The organism is Shewanella sp. MF08487 (genome assembly GCF_050848685.1).
Taxonomy (GTDB): Bacteria; Pseudomonadota; Gammaproteobacteria; order Enterobacterales; family Shewanellaceae; genus Shewanella; species Shewanella glacialipiscicola.
This window is the reverse complement of the sequence record NZ_JBOZPB010000002.1, coordinates 244291-260504: the sequence shown is the minus strand read 5'-3', so window position 1 is coordinate 260504 and position 16214 is coordinate 244291. Positions and strand designations below refer to the sequence as shown.

Sequence of the window (16214 nt, the reverse complement as noted above, 5' to 3'; positions counted from 1 at the left end):
GAGCCACCTACCATGAACGAAACCGACATGATCATTGAACACACCGACAACTGGGTCAAAAATGTGATCATGAAATATAATATTTGCCCGTTCGCCAGGCGAGAAGTCGAGCGCGGCAGTATTCGGTATCTGGTGGTGGAACAAACAAAAGTTAAATTCGTACTCAAAGCATTAATTGAAGAATGCCAATTCCTCGACGCGCACCCAGAAGCCGAAACCACGCTATTTATTCTACCCCGCGGTTTTGAGGGTTTTTACGCCTATCTCGATCTTATCGATATGGCAACTGATGCGCTTATCGACAACGACTATGAAGGTATCTACCAACTGGCCACCTTTCACCCAGATTATTGTTTCGATGGTGAACCACAGGACGCTCCAGCCAATTTCACCAACCGCGCGCCCTACCCAACCCTACACATCATCCGCGAAGCCAGCATGGAACTCGCATTAGCCAACTACACAGATCCCGAAACCATCCCAGAGCGCAACATCGCCTTTTGCCAACGTAAAGGCAGTAACTTTTTCGTCAAGCTGTTAGCTGAATGTATGGGGAAATAGCTTTTACATTTCATTCTTAGCGATGAAAATAAAGTCATTATGAAGGATTAGTAAAACTTAACGCAGACATATGGATCTGGAGGTTTGATCATGGAATATGGAAGTTATTGGAAGCTAACGATACCACAAGGACTTTGCCTTGTATAAAATCTAGCCAAACCTAGGCAAAAACTGACGCTAAAAAGTTAACACATCCTAATCATTCAAAAGTGTTATTAGGGTTGAGGTGTCCACTACTTTGCTAGATTGTAGATAAATATTTACTGCAAAAAAGTGTGAATACTCATCAAAGTATCCACACTTTGACCCATTACATTGGGCGGTTTTTCTCGATAAGACGATTAAAAATCGCGTTCACAGATAACGAAGCGCCATGGGCAATTTTATCGGCTAATTTTTTTCTAATTTGATAACGTATCTTGTACACAGTACGCTCTGTGGCGAGTGACATTATCACATCATCACTGGTCGAAATCGCATCAACTAAACCTAATTCAATAGCTTGCTGACCGTACCAATGCTCGCCAGTAGCGACTTTCACTAAATCCAACTCAGGGCGATACTTACCAACAAACGCTTTAAATAAAACATGGGTTTCTTCCAATTCTTCTTGAAACTTCTGTCTTCCCTCATCGGAGTTTTCACCAAATACTGTCAAGGTGCGCTTAAAATTACCGGCCGTATGTTGCTCATAATCAATTTCATGCTTTTTCAGCAGGCGATTAAAGTTAGGCAGTTGAGCAACAACACCAATAGAACCGACAATGGCAAAAGGTGCAGCATAAATTTTATTCGCTACACAAGCCATCATATAACCACCACTGGCAGCCACTTTATCAACGCACACCGTGAGCGGGATATTTGCTTGGCGTAAACGATCCAATTGGCTAGAGGCTAGGCCATAGCCATGTACCATACCGCCGCCACTTTCAACATTAACAACCACCTCATCGCCTTTGTCGGCAATCGCCAAAATGGCACTGATTTCTTCACGCAGTGACGCAACCTCAGCGGCATCGATACTACCTTTGAAATCGATGACAAACACTTTGCCCGTGCTGGCATCATCAGCAGCTTTGTCTTTCGCTTTTTCTTCAGCCTTTAGTTGCTTTTCATAGGCTTTGAATTGCTTCTTTGAAAGGAGTTCTTCTTTTAAGCCATGCTTCAGTTCTTCTAACTCTTCAGACAGATTAGTGATCCTTAGCTCGCCCTTATCTGACTTATGCTTAACAGTGGAAGCCAACACCACAATAATAACAGCAACAATTGCGACAACTATCGTGGCAGCTTTCGCCAAAAACATTCCATACTCGTATAAAAATTCCAAAGCGCTCTCCGTTAGGGTACTTCACTCAATCAATTACGCGCTATTCTAACAGCCTAAAGGCCCATAAAAAAACCCAGCATTTGCTGGGTTTTTCAGATTAAAGCAAGATTAGTTAGGACACGTCGCAATGACTTCATTGTTTGTCACTAAAATCGTCGCATCGTTTTTACCTGCAGTAGCTGCATAGGTTGACACTTGAGTCTGCATTTCAACCGTGGCAGCCGCAGCCATACCATCCGTTGATTCCTTTTCTTTAGGATCGACAATCGAACTGTGGTGACCTTTAGCGAAGCGCACAACGCCATGACCTTTGCTCGTGCTATCGGCACAAGGTAGCCCGATTGCAGCGATCAGCGGCTCAGTGCCCGATAATGGGAAGTTATCTACCCGGTTCGGCAGCACTTGATCGGCTAAGTTACCGTTACCATCACCCGCCACTTCAATTAAGTGCACAGGTAAGCCTGTCGCTTTTAACATAGCAGCATGGTTAACAGGATCCGCCGAATCCACGGCCGTTTGTACTGCAAAGGCAAACGTCGGAATAAACTGTGCGTATACCGCCTGCACCAATGCCGCATATTCAGGGCTACCGGGCTCATAACCTGCTGTATTAGCCGCATCGACCTGTGCTTGGAAAGTTGCAGATGCAGTAATATTACTAAACAGCACTGGGCCAAAGGTTGCAGAACCTGCGAATGATCCGGCTAATCCACCTGCTGGCGCAACTAAGGATACAGCATTGATAGCATAAGCATTTGGCAAGGCATCGCCGGTTGCTGGATTCTTCATGCCTGTGCTGGCATAGGTCGCAAAATCGGTGCCCACAATGGCACCTAAACTCAGACCTTGCGCACTGATTTTAGTCACATCAAATACTTGCGGCTGACCTGCTTGTGCTAAGCCCTGTGCTAAGCCCGTAAGAGCAAGACGCACCCCTAAATGGTCCATCGTCGCTTGACGGAAGTTATCTCGCACCGACAAAGTGCTAGAAATATTCACAAACACCAACGGGTTACCATTTTTAAAGGCGTCCGGTTTACCAACAACTGCACCGAAGGTAGGATCTGTCGCAGAGACTTCATAAATCCCATCACCGTTAGCATCGAATGAACGCGCACCGTGAAGTGGCATATCAATAGCAACAGTCGCAACCCCCATTGCTGCATAAGTGCCGGCATAGGCCAATGACATTTCTTTACCGCCACCTAAACCGTGAAGGGCAATGGTTGTTGGCCAACCAGATGTAGGAGGAATAAACTCACGACCTTGCTGTTGATAAAAAGCGGCCAATTTCGTTGCATTGGGCATAGAAATCAGCACAGATACTGTTTCATAACCTTTGATTGCTGGAATAGGATTGAATTTAGTCAGATGTTTGGTTTTATCAACTGCCGTACCATCGTCTAAAACCCATGTTTTACCCGCCATTAAAGACGGATTCGCTAAAGCATCGGCAGGATTTGCAATACCATTAGCGACTGCCTGCATACCAAAATTGGTTTGACTTAGTTTACCTGTTTGTAATGCAAGCAATACCGAGACAGGGCTATCACCTTGTGCTTTCCAATGGCCGTTAATTAATGGCTGCCCTGCAGACGATAAACAGCTCACTGAAGAACAGTCACCGTAAATAGGCAGTTTAATTTTAGCGGTATACACATCGGCTAAACTTGATACTACGTAGGCAGCTCCAGCTGCCTGCGTTAAGCCTGCGGCTTGTGCGACTGTATAACCGGCTGGTGTTGGCGTTTCGACAAAACTTGGTGCATAGGGAGCCCCCCTCGCCATCAGTAGTTTGGTGGTTTCATATACGTTGGCGACGGATTGGGTTGTAAATAAACCAGAGTAACTAATCGTTGATGGATCAACATTGTGAGCCGCAGCGATCCCTTTTTCATAGCTATTGATTAAGGTTTGCAGCATGAGCTGGTCGGGCGTTTCTAACGGTAACGTATCGATATCCATCTTCAACAAACCATAGGTTGATGATGGCGCAATACCGCGACCATCAGAATCTTGAATAAGATTTGTTGTCACATAAATATAAGATTGACCTGCTTTCAGTGGCTTAAGAGGCACAATCACCACTTTTTTACCCGATGCGGTAGAGACAAAGTCAACGCCAAACTGCAATTCAGCGCCCACTTTACACGCTGACACCGACGGCTTGGCCGTACATTCGGGATCAGAGGACAATGGACCGCCAACCGTAGCCTCAAACACTCTTACCGCGCCCGGTTGTGCAACCGATGCAGCCACTAACGTCAGTGGTGTGCCATCATTCTTTTTCGCTAAATCGATATCAATAGAAATGGGTGATGTTGTCGACCAACCATCTAACGCCCCAAGCGCTATTTGTGGGTCCACATAGTTGCCCGAGCTTTCACCGGGAATGGATAAGGTACCGTCAGTGGTACCACTGAAGAGCAAATCGTTTGGTAATGGTACTTTAGCATTGGCAGGGTCGAACACCATGTGCGATTCAGGGACGAGCGGTTCTGTCTTATCCTTGAGTTCGTTATAGCTATCCTCACCACATCCAGTGAGTCCTAGCGCAGATGCAATCGCAACACCCAAAATGAGTCTTTTCATCTTTTTTCCCCAAATCTTGTTGTAATAGTTTTGTTTTCCCCAATAAATTAGTCACAATAGCTTCCAGCTCTGTGACTAAATAGGGCTTATGTTAGCCCCTAACTCATTTCAAGTTAACGTAAAAATATTTAGTTAGCTACAAGTTTGTCACAAATACTACGGCTATTAATAACAAAGTTTCATTCATTTGTTTGAAACATGCGTTTATCACTTCGGCGACTCTAGAAGTGGCGGGCATTCCCGCCAAGAGGAAAAAGAGACTCATGTTGGAATATCAAGCAGTAAAAGATTTACTCCAAGGCAAAACGATTTTAGTGACAGGTGCTGGGGCTGGTATTGGTCGCACTGCTGCCATAGAGTTTGCAAAGCACGGCGCTACGGTGATTTTACTGGGTAAAACAGTGAAAAAACTAGAGGCTGTTTACGATGAAATAGAACAAGCAGGTTACCCCAAACCTGCAATCGTCCCATTAGATCTTAAGGGCGCGACCGAACAACATTATCGTGATATGGCTGATACCATCGCTGAGCAATTTGACTCTTTAGACGGCTTATTACATAACGCGAGTTTGCTTGGCGCCTTAGGTCCGTTTGAACACATAGATATTCCATCACTCGAAGATGTATTGAAAGTAAACGTCATCGCGCAAGTCATGCTAACAAAAGCCTTATTGCCTGTGATGCGCCAAGCGCCAAGCGCCTCGATTATTTTTACCTCAAGCAGTGTCGGTCGCCAAGGTCGTGCTTATTGGGGGCCTTATGCCTTCTCTAAATTTGCTACCGAAGGCATGATGCAAGTCCTCGCCCATGAGTGCGATGGCACGTCAATCCGTGTCAATAGTATCAATCCTGGAGCGACTCGCACTGAAATGCGCGCTAAGGCTTATCCTGCTGAGAATCCATTGGATCTTAAAACCGCAGAGGAGATCATGCCGACCTATTTATACTTAATGGGTTCAGACTCAAGCGCTGTGAACGGTCAGCAGTTTAACGCTCAATAGATTTCGTTACGCACAAAAAAGCCCTTTCAACCGAACATTGAAAGGGCTTTTTTTAAATCAAAATCAGGTTCCGACTAGGCAATAGCCATAGTGACTTCGCCCATCGTTATTTCAGCTATAGCTATTTCGGCTACAACTACTTTGCCATAACTGCTTTCATTAATACTTCAGTGGTGAATTTATCATTATTGATCACCGGGAATCTGTCATAGGTTTGGAAAATCACTTGGTCTTGATACTTAATCATAGCCACAACGCCATATTGAATATTTTTGTCGATTGATTTGGCGGGTAGCGTAAATTTAAATGGCACAGGCGCCCTAGCAATATTAAAGGTTTTTTGCGCAACAATAACACCCGGTGTATTCAAATCTATGATAGCAATAGTAATTTGACAACCTTGTGGTAACGGTAGCTGTTCTAAATAACCAGCGGCGCCATTGATGATAACAGGCTGCTCGGGTTGTACCGTCACGCAGCCATTAAGCAACAATGCCATCAGAGAGAATATAATTAACGTCTTAATTTTAAGATACATCTTAATTTCCTTTTACCCTACGGATCAGCCCTTCTTGCGTAGCTGAAGCAACTAACTCACCCTGTTGATTGAAAAATTGCCCTCTAACATAACCTCGGCCACCACTGGCATTGGGGCTATCAATACTATATAGCAACCATTCGCCCATATTGATGGGACGATGAAACCACATCGCATGATCTATCGTCGCCATTCTTACGCCAGGCGTTAAAAATGACACGCCGTGGGGCTGAGCTGCCGTCACTAAAAAGTTAAAGTCGGATGCATACGCGAGTAAATACTCATGAATATGTGCATCATTTGGCATAGGGCCATTAGCTCTTAACCAAACATAACGATAGGGCTGGGTTTCATTAGGAGCAAACGGGTGTAATGGATTGACGAGCCTCATCTCGATTGGCGCATCGGCCATAAATTTTTCGAGCATCCTTGTCGGTACTTTGTCCCGCAACGTCATCGCTAATTCTTGTTGGTTCAATAACCCTTCTGGGCCAACCACTTGCGGCATCGTCGCTTGGTGACTAAACCCTTCCTCTGGTTCTTGGAAAGAACAGGTCATATGGAATATCGGCCGGCCCTTTTGGATAGCACTAACACGGCGGGCGCTAAAACTACCACCATCACGCATGTTTTCCACTTCATAGACAATGGGTAACTTCTCGTCACCTGCCCTTAAAAAATAAGAATGTAATGAGTGAACTTTGCGTTCAACGGGGACAGTTTGTTTCGCAGCACTCAATGCTTGTCCCATCACTTGGCCACCAAATACATGTCCAAATCCCAGATCTTGACTTTGACCACGGAACAGACCGATTTCAATTTGTTCAAGGGAAAGTAATGATAAAAGATCGTCTAATACCTGACTCATGGGGATCCTATTGCACAATTAGCCATTAATGCTAAAGGGTAACTCAGTTGGCCTTTAGCTGACTAGCCTTGTGTCGATTATTCGCAATCTGATCAATCAATTTTAATATGATGTTCTAGGGCACTTAAGATAGACCAAGACAGTACCTTATCTTCACCACAGGGATGTAAAGTTACAGGGAAAGAGCGGTATAACTGTCGCCAATGTTGTAACAGGTTATTAGGCGTCAGCAGATCTTCATTAAAATACATCGGCTCAAACTCGACAAACATACCATGGCTAACACTGCCAGCTCCGGCAAGTAAATGTTGACCGTTAGGCGCTTGTTCGCTCACTAAAAATGCGGTAGTCGCCGTTAATGACTCAAAAGAAAATAGCGGCTGAATAACACTGGCTAAATGATGCTCTGTCATCGCAGTAACAGCGTGGGGACATAAACTATTCACGTAAATATTATACGCATCACCTTCTAATGATAGGCAATTCACCATACCTACCAGCGCCATCTTACTCGCACTGAATCCTACTTGATGCAAATCGCCAAACAAAGCCGAAGTGCCAGTGGTCATCATCACTCGGCCAAAATTTTGTTGCTGCATATAGGGCCATACGGCTTGAGTCAGATAAAAGCAACCATTAAGATCGACATCCAATTGCCGTTGCCACTGCTCAAGCTTAATGTGCTCGAACGGACAAGCGCCGTAAACTCCCGCGTTATTAATCAAGATATCAATGCGATGCCAGCGTAGGATCACCTCCTCGACCATTCGATTAACCTCATCCCTGTGGCTCACATCAAGCATAAAGTAAATACAATCGCCACCGAGTTTAATAATACTGTCGTAAGTTTGTATTAACGCCTGATTAGTCTGAGCGGCCTTTTCGCCGTTAATAAGCACTGACTCCTTGCAAGATAGCAACTGATCGACAATTACGACTTTAGCCCCCCTCTCGGCCAACATAATTGCATAGGCACGTCCAAGCCCTGCCGCCGCCCCAGTGACTAATGCCACTTTATTATCGAAACGCATCCCAATGTGTCCTTACTGGTGAAGTTATGGCAGCAAAGCTTCGCCAAAATAGTGCATAAAGTGCAACCGTAATGAGCATCAATCGCCTCGTATGGCCTCAAGCCATATATTGAAGTAATCAACAATACGAGCCCCCATCAACATCAACTATAGGAACACAGACTTTTATGCTTTTCTTTGAGCTTGGCGACAAATATCCGCCAACATCAATGCACATATGTGCGCCAATTCAAACTCTGTTGCATGCGTTTATTAGATAGTGCTCACTTTCGAGTTAAATCTTGTTATGCTATGCATTAATAGAGCCCTTGCTTGAACCCATTCCCATTTACCCATAACGACTGGACACTATGAATCCTTGGATTTTAGCCATAAGACCTCGTACGCTCCCCGCAGCCATAGGTCCTTTACTCATCGGCAATATTCTTGCCCTGCATCTTGAGAGTTACAGCTGGTTAATTGCTGCAACCTCTATGCTTTGCGCTGTTTTATTACAGATTGCAGTCAATCTCGCTAACGACTATTTTGATTTTAAAAATGGCATTGATACCGCAGAACGCTTAGGACCCATTCGCGTGACTCAAAGTGGTTTAATTTCACCAACAAGCGTTCGTAATGCGATGATCTTATGTCTGCTAATGGCGCTTGCGGTTGGTTCTTATTTAATTTGGCATGGTGGCTGGCCTATCGCCATTCTCGCCGCAGCCGCTATTTTAGGTGCTCTTGGCTACAGTGGTGGCCCCTATCCCCTCGCCTCCCATGGGCTCGGTGAAGTCGCGGCATTTGTCTTTTTTGGCTTAGTTGCAGTGGTGGGCAGTTATTATCTGCAGGCGGGCGATACGACTATTAATGCTTGGTTATTAGGCTGTGCGATTGGCTTATTTAACGCTGCGATTATGTTGGTGAATAACACTCGCGACATCCGTACCGACACCCAAGCGGGCAAGCATACTCTAGCGGTACGTATTGGCGAAGCTCAGGCAAAAGTGCTTTATCAAGCTTTAATCTATTTGCCCTTTGGCTTAGTCATCGCTGGCTTTTTATTCGGTATTTTACCCGGCTTACCAGTACTACTTGCGGGATTATCTCTGCTTATTGCCCGCAAACTCAGTAGCGATTTTTATGCGGTTTCTGGTGAAGCCTTAAATCCGTTACTCGGCCGCACAGCTAAGTTAACCATGATTTTCAGTACCTTGTTTAGCGTGGGTTTAGTGTTTACCGCATAAAAGTAAAGCCGCTATAAGACGCCCAAGCTTAATCCTGATACAAAAAAGGTTCGTATCCTCAACAGATACGAACCTTTTTATTGGCTGGCGAAGCTTAATCTTAGTTTACTGCCATGTTCAACCACGGCAATCCAACATCCGACTATTGCCATATATAGCCTGAGATCAGTGTATTTAGCAAAATACCGTTAAAGTTACGTAGCGCTTGGGATGTATCACTGTGACCAGCGCCGAAACACACATGCAGAGGTAATAAATGCTCTTCCCGCGGATGGCTAAAACGCGCTTCAGGTGCCATTTCCCAGTGGATTAACGCAGCTTTAGCCTCGGCAGAACTAACACTTGCCGTTAAAGTTTGCGTCAACCAATGATCAAATTCTGCACTGCGGCTTTGCACTGTGAGATCGCTTGAGAAAAACGCCCGCATATTATGAAACGACATGCCAGACCCCACGATCAACACCCCTTGGTCCCGCAGCGGCGCTAAAGCCTCCCCAATCGCTATATGGGTTTTAGGATCGAGACTGTGGACTAACGACATCTGCACCACGGGAATATTCGCCTCAGGATACATCAACTTAAGTGGTACAAAGGTACCGTGATCAAATGCGCGTTCGCGGTCTAAGCGGGCGGCGATGCCCTTATCCGCTAGCATATTCGCAATCTGTGCGGCTAATTCTGGCTCACCGAGTGCAGGATATGTCAGCTGATAAGCCTCAGGTGGAAATCCATAGTAATCATACAAAATACTTGGCTTTGGGCTACTCGACAAGGTCACTACAGATTCTTCCCAATGGGCAGTGATCAACACAATCGCCTTCGGAGTTGGCATTGACGCTGTTACTGAAGTTAAAAATGCACGCAATTCCCTATGATTAACATCATTGAGCAAAGGCATTGGGCCACCACCGTGGGGCACAAATAGCACAGGCATACGACTCGCGTTAACTTGCATCATAATCCTCTCGTGTTGATTAACTTATATCTGTACTACTGGCTTTAAACTCAGCACTTCTCGCTTAACTCACTGTTCTACATAACACTTCAATGCACGCTTAAAATGCGGAACGACTCTGCACCAACTGCCGCTGAAATCGCACTAAACGCTCAACAATTTCATCGAGTTTAATAATCAGAAAGAGTCCTGCCGATAAGCTCAATGCCGGCAGTGCATTAATCGGCGCTTCATAGTTAAAGTGAAAATAAATCGCCCCCATCATAATCGCCAGCAAACCGCTCGCCGACAGCACTCGATAGTCACGTAGACACAATCCAAGGGCGCCAATCACTTCCATCAAACCAATAAAATAGCCAAATCCGGTGGGAAGATTCATCAAAGTAAACGGAACATGGAACATAGGCACGCCAAATAACTTGGTAAATCCCGAGATAAAAAACACTATACTCATCGCCAGTGTGACGGTTGCGGCGGCGCGATTGAGTGTATTGGCACAAAGGAATCGCTTCTGAATATCGGCCTCAGCAACTAAGCCATTGATACTTGAGCCCTTAGCACCACATAAGTTTGAAAATCGCATCGCACACACCCCATTGATCTTAATATTGCCATCAGTCTTGGGCATAAATGCGCAAACGACGAGCGAGAATGGAGTAGATTATGAGCCGATAAAAGATAAATAAATATGGAATAAAATCTAATATCTCATAAACTAATACTTTATGACTTGCGAGCAATCCCAGTGACCTTAGACCAACTGCTGATGTTTAAAACCGTGGCTGAGGCGGGCTCACTCAAAGCCGCCAGTGACAAGCTACATAAAACCCAACCCGCCATTAGCCAAAGTATCAAACAGTTAGAATCTCAACTCGATCTCATCTTATTTAACCGTGAAGGTTATCGACTCGCTATCACAGAGCAAGGCCGAAAACTGCTGCAACATACCCAGCGGGTACTGAACGAAGCGCAGGAAATGAAGCAAGTCGCGAAACATTTAGCCAAAGGCAACGAAGCGAGTATCACCTTAGCTTTTGAAGCTTCTTTCAATCTCGCTCGAATTCTACCGATTTTAGAGCTGACTCAAAATGAGTTTCCCTACACCCAAATCATTCTCAAACAAGAATTTTTAACTGGTGCGCTCGAAGCGCTGAATCAAGATAAAGCCGAAATCATCATCTCAGCGGGCGGAATTGAGCCCATACGTTCGAGCCATTTAGAATTAGCCTATCTATTTTCCGGTAGCCTGCTCGATGTCGCCGCGCCGCGCATGCTTGAGCGCCATCCGACACTGAACTACGCACGAGAGCTCGTTAACGAATACCAAATCGTGATCCAAGATACGGGCTCAGGCACTGCGAATATTGAGTTTGGGGTACAGGCGGGGCAACGACGTTGGTATGTTAATGATTTTTATACCAAGAAAATGCTTATTCAAAGTGGTATGGGCTGGGGCAAGCTGCCGCACTATATGATTGAAGATTCACTCAAACAGGGCGCATTGATTGCACTGGATCTGCGTGAAAGGCAAAACAATATTCAACTCGATTACTATGTGATGCGAAAACCCCACTCACCTTTAGGCCCCGTCGCCCAAGCACTCTGGCAAAAGCTGATCACCTTTTCATCTGAGCTGAATGCTTAAGACTTCAAGCTTCAGGTTTGGTTTTAGTGGCTTTAAATAAGGTGAAGTAACCAAGGTATATGCCCTTATAAAGTCATCGGCCATAAACAAAAACGCCCCTCGATAAGGGGCGTCTTTCATTTCAATAACAGGCTAAACCTTAGATTTAAACCTTAGACTTAAACCTTAGCTAAGGTGCGCTCTTTAGCGCTCCAATCTAAGTGATATTTCTCGCCGGCTGGGGTATCGATACGCTCAAATGTATGGGAACCGAAAAAATCACGCTGACCTTGGAGCAAGTTTGCCGGTAATGTTTCGCAGCGGTAACTGTCGTAATACGCCAGAGCCGAGCTAATACACGGTGCTGGAATGCCTTGCATCACCGCAGTCGCGACTGCGGTACGCCATAGGCCTTGCTTTTCAGACAAGGCAGACGCAAAACTGTCCGCCATCAACAGATTGCTAAGATCAGATTTGTCTTCATAGGCTTGAGTGATTGATTGCAAGAAAGTCGCGCGAATAATACAACCCGCACGCCAAATTTTTGCAATTTCAGCAAAGTCTAACTGCCATTTTTGTTCATGAGCCGTCATCGCCATCAACTGGAAGCCTTGGGCGTAACAACACACTTTCGCGCAATATAACGCGCTTTCAAGGGCTTCAATCAACAGTGCTTTTTGTGCGTCATCGATAACAGGTGCATTTGGCCCAGCCAATTTCTGGCTGAGTTGTAGACGTAAGGATTTTTGGGTACTTACGGCGCGCGCATACACAGCTTCAGCAATCGTCGGCGCGGGACAGCCAATTTGTAAACTGCTCACGGCCGTCCACAAACCCGTGCCTTTTTGGCCCGCTTTATCTAAGATCATTTCCACCAGCGGTTTACCCGTTAAGGGATCGGCCTGTTTTAATACTTCGGCGCTAATTTCCATCAAGTAGCTATTCAAGCAGCCTTTGTTCCAACGTTCAAACACATCGCCCACTTCCGATGCGCTCATGCCTAAACCGTCATGCAACATTTGATAGGCTTCGCAAATCAACTGCATATCAGCGTATTCGATACCATTGTGCACCATCTTCACATAATGGCCAGCACCCGCAGGACCTATATAGGTGGTACATGGCTCTCCTTCAAGCACTGGATTACCCGGCTCGAAGCGTTCGATAGGTAGCCCAGTTTTGGCATCAACCTTAGCGGCAATGGCTTTCCAAATCGGCGCAACATGATGCCATGCATAGATATCGCCGCTAGGCATAAGTGAGGGGCCGAAACGCGCACCGACTTCGCCTCCCGAAACTGCAGAACTGAAAAATACAAACTGCCCTTTGTAGCGTGCTTCACGCTCAACAGTATCAGTCCATAGGCTGTTACCAGTATCGATAACGATATCATCGGACTCAATTCCGGCAGAAATCAAAGCACTACAGACACCATCAACGGGTGCACCAGCAGGAACAGAAAGCACAAGAATACGGGGTTTTGTGAGACTGGCTAACATTTCGGTAAGATTAGCACAGCCAAGAATACGAGGTTCGAGTCCAACGCGTTCGTGCTTTTCTTGCTGTACAACAGCATTAACTTTATCAGCATCGAGGTCAAATGCACTGACGTTATATTGATTATCCGCGATGTTTAGCGCAAGGTTTTTACCCATTACGCCAAGACCTATTACGCCGATATCATTAAGGTTTTTGTGGTTTTGCATTATATTATTCCCACGGGTCACAGAGGTTAGATCTAACCAATTTTGAGGCGTAATTATACCGATCTTTGTAACTTAATTACCAGAGACATACGATTGGCAATTTCGATTGTGCCGAAAGTACCAATCGTTTAGGTCTCATTTTATCCAGTAGAACAGCCAATTAATAGGCAAGTTTAAGCCCTAAAACACCCAGTAATATCAATGTCAAACTGGCGATTTTAAGTAAGCTAACGCCTTCTCCTAAGAGGATAATTCCCGCAATCGCCGTACCCATGGCACCAATGCCAACCCACACGCCGTAAGCCGTACCAATAGGCAAATGCTTAACTGCGAGTCCGAGTAGCAACATACTCACGGCCATCGACGTGACGGTAAAGATACTTGGCCACAAACGCGTAAAACCTTCGGTGTATTTCAGCCCAACGGCCCAACCAATTTCGAATAAACCCGCAAGGATTAATAAAAACCAGCTCATAGTAAACCCCCATAAAGGGGTCGTCCCCATGATAGATTTGGCGTATTTAGGGTCGTCCCTAGGCCATTTGATTACAGTAAAACTGTAGGTGATGATTTTACGTGATAGCTGTGCGTGATAACTGTACGTGATGAGCCTGCAAGACTAGCAAATTTGAGGTGGAAATTTCAATCTTTGATTTTACCGAAATAAGAAATGCAATGAGCAAAAAGGTGATAGTAAGCTTGGTCAATTTACTATCGCCTTGATATTTCAACTCTCTATAAGACCTTTACGCTCTATTGCTTACACTAAGGCATCGGCATAACCCATGCGAGTAAGTGCAGTGCGCACTAGCTCTAAGGTCTGTGGATCTTCTATGGTCGCAGGTGCGGTATATTGCTGATTATCGGCAATTTTTCGCATAGTACCACGTAAAATCTTACCCGAGCGCGTTTTAGGTAATTTTTGAATCGCACTGACTAACCTAAAGGAAGCGACGGGACCAATCTCTTGACGCACCAAGGTAATGAGCTGTTTATGCAGCTCTTCATCACTGATCGTCACGCCCTTTTTCAGCACCACTAATCCTAAAGGCACCTGACCTTTAAGCTGATCATCCACACCAATCACCGCCGCTTCGGCCACATCAGGATGTTGACACAAGACTTCTTCAAAACGTCCCGTCGATAACCTGTGCCCCGCCACGTTTATGATGTCATCAATACGACTCATAATGTAGAGATAACCGTCTTCATCGGTATAACCCGCATCGCCAGTTAAGTAATAACCTGGATACATAGACAAGTAACTATCTTGATAGCGTTGATCATTTTGCCACAGAGTCGTTAAGGTTCCCGGCGGCAAAGGCAGCTTGATCACTACATTTCCCGAGGTATTGGGCGCAACTTGTTCTCCCAATTCATCCACCACTTCAACCGCATAACCAGGCACAGGTAAAGCGGGCGAGCCCGGCTTAATGGCGACGGGCGCTGTGCCCATCAAATTTGCCGCGACTGGCCAACCCGTTTCGGTTTGCCACCAGTGATCGATAACAGGTTTAGCGAGTTTAGTGTGTGCCCAAACTAAAGTGTCGGGATCGCAACGTTCTCCCGCCAAAAACACGTTTTTAAGACAAGCTAAATCAATACCTTGTAGATACTCACCATCAGGATCTTCACGCTTGATTGCGCGAATGGCTGTCGGCGCGGTGAAGAAACTTTTAACCTTATATTTGGCAATCGTACGCCAAAAAGCACCGGGATCGGGCGTACCCACAGGTTTGCCCTCATACATTAAGGTGGTAGCACCCACCAGCAGCGGTCCGTACACAATGTAAGAATGACCCACAACCCAGCCCACATCAGACGCGGCCCAAAACACATCGCCCGCTTGAATATCGTAAATATGCTGCATCGACCAAGCCAGTGCCACTGCATGGCCGCCATTATCGCGCACCACACCTTTAGGCTGACCCGTGGTGCCAGAGGTATAAAGCACATACAAGGGATCGGTAGCCTTGAGGACGACACAATCGGCCTTAGGTGCAGTCGCTAACGCGGCTTGCCAATCTAAGTCACGGCCCTCCTGCAAATCGGCTTGATACTGGCTACGATTTAAAATCAGGCAATGCTCAACCTGATGAACAGCATGTTCCAATGCTTTGTCTAGTAAAGGCTTATAAGGAATGAAGCCCGAGGGCTCGATTCCGCAGGATGCTGACAATACCAATTTAGGCTTGGCATCGTTAATCCGAGTCGCGAGTTCATTGGCGGCAAAGCCACCAAAAACCACAGAATGAATCGCACCTATGCGAGCACAGGCCAGCATAGCGAAGGCGGTTTCCGGCACCATAGGCATATAAATCACCACACGGTCGCCCTTCTCTATACCAATCGATTGCATAAAACCCGCAAGTCGGCTTACTTGAGCCTGTAACTCCGCGTAGCTAATGCCGTATTCAGTGTCTGTCACTGGGCTCACATATTGGATCGCCACTTGATCACCGCGTCCGGCCAACACATGGCGATCAACGGCGTTATAACAAGTGTTCATCTCACCATCGGCGAACCAGTGATAAAACGGTGCCTGCGACTCATCGAGTACCGTTTGCGCCGGCTTAATCCAATCGAGCGTCTTCGCCGCTTCTCCCCAGAATTCGGCTTTATTAAGCAAGGATGCTTGGTGCAACGCTTGATGTTTTTGTTGGTTCTGTTTTTGATTTGCGGCTTGCGCTACAGATGCATTTTGCTGTTCGGTCAACATATGTCCTCCAATCAGGACTGCGGCTAAAATCGTCAGCCGCAATAACTACCCCTTCCCACAACCATT

General features: G+C 45.8%; 14 protein-coding genes. 4 read left to right on the top strand and 10 right to left on the bottom strand.

Translation table 11 applies throughout. The annotated features are described in order from the left end of the window. The first annotated feature begins 12 nt into the window (after positions 1-12). Positions 13-561, top strand: a complete 549-nt coding sequence (locus tag ACRN9H_RS02520; protein WP_432312326.1) for a DUF1415 domain-containing protein — start codon at positions 13-15, stop codon at positions 559-561. Between the two features lie 310 nt (positions 562-871). On the opposite strand, the gene sohB is transcribed toward ACRN9H_RS02520, so the two are convergent. Together sohB and ACRN9H_RS02510 are read right to left on the bottom strand one after the other, a co-directional pair. Continuing rightward, the gene (sohB, locus tag ACRN9H_RS02515; protein WP_432312325.1) at positions 872-1888 is read right to left on the bottom strand and encodes a protease SohB; all 1017 of its coding nucleotides are present in this window, start codon (positions 1886-1888) and stop codon (positions 872-874) included. Between the two features lie 108 nt (positions 1889-1996). Beyond that, positions 1997-4480, bottom strand: a complete 2484-nt coding sequence (locus tag ACRN9H_RS02510; protein ID WP_432312324.1) for a VolA/Pla-1 family phospholipase — start codon at positions 4478-4480, stop codon at positions 1997-1999. Between the two features lie 263 nt (positions 4481-4743). On the opposite strand from ACRN9H_RS02510, the gene ACRN9H_RS02505 reads away from it, so the two are divergent. After that, on the top strand, positions 4744-5481 hold the full coding sequence (locus ACRN9H_RS02505) for a YciK family oxidoreductase (protein ID WP_432312323.1): 738 nt from the start codon (positions 4744-4746) through the stop codon (positions 5479-5481). Positions 5482-5617: 136 nt separating this feature from the next. Here the strand turns inward: ACRN9H_RS02505 and ACRN9H_RS02500 are convergent, their stop codons facing one another. From ACRN9H_RS02500 to ACRN9H_RS02490, 3 genes are all read right to left on the bottom strand, one after another. Continuing rightward, positions 5618-6019 carry a YbaY family lipoprotein gene (locus ACRN9H_RS02500; RefSeq protein ID WP_432312322.1) on the bottom strand — a complete coding sequence of 134 codons (402 nt, stop codon included), beginning with the start codon at positions 6017-6019 and terminating at the stop codon, positions 5618-5620. 1 nt (position 6020) lies between these two features. Then, positions 6021-6887 carry an acyl-CoA thioesterase II gene (tesB, locus tag ACRN9H_RS02495; RefSeq protein ID WP_432312321.1) on the bottom strand — a complete coding sequence of 289 codons (867 nt, stop codon included), beginning with the start codon at positions 6885-6887 and terminating at the stop codon, positions 6021-6023. A gap of 92 nt (positions 6888-6979) precedes the next feature. Then, positions 6980-7918, bottom strand: a complete 939-nt coding sequence (locus ACRN9H_RS02490) for an SDR family NAD(P)-dependent oxidoreductase (protein WP_432312320.1) — start codon at positions 7916-7918, stop codon at positions 6980-6982. Between the two features lie 350 nt (positions 7919-8268). Here ACRN9H_RS02490 and ACRN9H_RS02485 point away from each other — a divergent pair, with 350 nt between their 5' ends. After that, positions 8269-9144: a 1,4-dihydroxy-2-naphthoate polyprenyltransferase gene (locus ACRN9H_RS02485; protein WP_432312319.1), complete on the top strand. Its 876-nt coding sequence runs from the start codon at positions 8269-8271 to the stop codon at positions 9142-9144. A 142-nt stretch (positions 9145-9286) separates the two neighbouring features. On the opposite strand, the gene ACRN9H_RS02480 is transcribed toward ACRN9H_RS02485, so the two are convergent. After that, complete coding sequence (locus ACRN9H_RS02480) at positions 9287-10102, bottom strand: DODA-type extradiol aromatic ring-opening family dioxygenase (protein WP_432312318.1); 816 nt, start codon at positions 10100-10102, stop codon at positions 9287-9289. Between the two features lie 97 nt (positions 10103-10199). Next, entirely contained in the window at positions 10200-10682 is a 483-nt protein-coding gene (locus tag ACRN9H_RS02475) for a DoxX family protein (protein WP_432312317.1), read from the bottom strand. Between the two features lie 162 nt (positions 10683-10844). Here ACRN9H_RS02475 and ACRN9H_RS02470 point away from each other — a divergent pair, with 162 nt between their 5' ends. Continuing rightward, positions 10845-11744, top strand: coding sequence for a LysR family transcriptional regulator (locus tag ACRN9H_RS02470; RefSeq protein ID WP_432312316.1), 900 nt, complete (start codon positions 10845-10847; stop codon positions 11742-11744). Positions 11745-11902: 158 nt separating this feature from the next. Here the strand turns inward: ACRN9H_RS02470 and gndA are convergent, their stop codons facing one another. From gndA to ACRN9H_RS02455, 3 genes are all read right to left on the bottom strand, one after another. Beyond that, positions 11903-13429 (bottom strand): NADP-dependent phosphogluconate dehydrogenase, encoded by a 1527-nt coding sequence (gene gndA, locus ACRN9H_RS02465; protein WP_432312315.1) that lies wholly within the window; start codon positions 13427-13429, stop codon positions 11903-11905. A 160-nt stretch (positions 13430-13589) separates the two neighbouring features. Then, on the bottom strand, positions 13590-13904 hold the full coding sequence (sugE, locus tag ACRN9H_RS02460) for a quaternary ammonium compound efflux SMR transporter SugE (RefSeq protein ID WP_432312314.1): 315 nt from the start codon (positions 13902-13904) through the stop codon (positions 13590-13592). Positions 13905-14189: 285 nt separating this feature from the next. Beyond that, positions 14190-16148 carry a propionyl-CoA synthetase gene (locus ACRN9H_RS02455; protein ID WP_432312313.1) on the bottom strand — a complete coding sequence of 653 codons (1959 nt, stop codon included), beginning with the start codon at positions 16146-16148 and terminating at the stop codon, positions 14190-14192. Positions 16149-16214 lie beyond the last annotated feature (66 nt).

Excerpts from the sequence above, each read along its gene's own strand:
- ACRN9H_RS02520 (WP_432312326.1), top strand. The coding sequence starts at position 13 with ATGAACGAAACCGACATGATCATTGAACACACCGACAACTGGGTCAAA.
- ACRN9H_RS02510 (WP_432312324.1), bottom strand. The coding sequence starts at position 4,480 with ATGAAAAGACTCATTTTGGGTGTTGCGATTGCATCTGCGCTAGGACTC.
- ACRN9H_RS02505 (WP_432312323.1), top strand. The coding sequence starts at position 4,744 with ATGTTGGAATATCAAGCAGTAAAAGATTTACTCCAAGGCAAAACGATT.
- ACRN9H_RS02500 (WP_432312322.1), bottom strand. The coding sequence starts at position 6,019 with ATGTATCTTAAAATTAAGACGTTAATTATATTCTCTCTGATGGCATTG.
- tesB (WP_432312321.1), bottom strand. The coding sequence starts at position 6,887 with ATGAGTCAGGTATTAGACGATCTTTTATCATTACTTTCCCTTGAACAA.
- ACRN9H_RS02490 (WP_432312320.1), bottom strand. The coding sequence starts at position 7,918 with ATGCGTTTCGATAATAAAGTGGCATTAGTCACTGGGGCGGCGGCAGGG.
- ACRN9H_RS02485 (WP_432312319.1), top strand. The coding sequence starts at position 8,269 with ATGAATCCTTGGATTTTAGCCATAAGACCTCGTACGCTCCCCGCAGCC.
- ACRN9H_RS02480 (WP_432312318.1), bottom strand. The coding sequence starts at position 10,102 with ATGATGCAAGTTAACGCGAGTCGTATGCCTGTGCTATTTGTGCCCCAC.
- ACRN9H_RS02475 (WP_432312317.1), bottom strand. The coding sequence starts at position 10,682 with ATGCGATTTTCAAACTTATGTGGTGCTAAGGGCTCAAGTATCAATGGC.
- gndA (WP_432312315.1), bottom strand. The coding sequence starts at position 13,429 with ATGCAAAACCACAAAAACCTTAATGATATCGGCGTAATAGGTCTTGGC.
- sugE (WP_432312314.1), bottom strand. The coding sequence starts at position 13,904 with ATGAGCTGGTTTTTATTAATCCTTGCGGGTTTATTCGAAATTGGTTGG.
- ACRN9H_RS02455 (WP_432312313.1), bottom strand. The coding sequence starts at position 16,148 with ATGTTGACCGAACAGCAAAATGCATCTGTAGCGCAAGCCGCAAATCAA.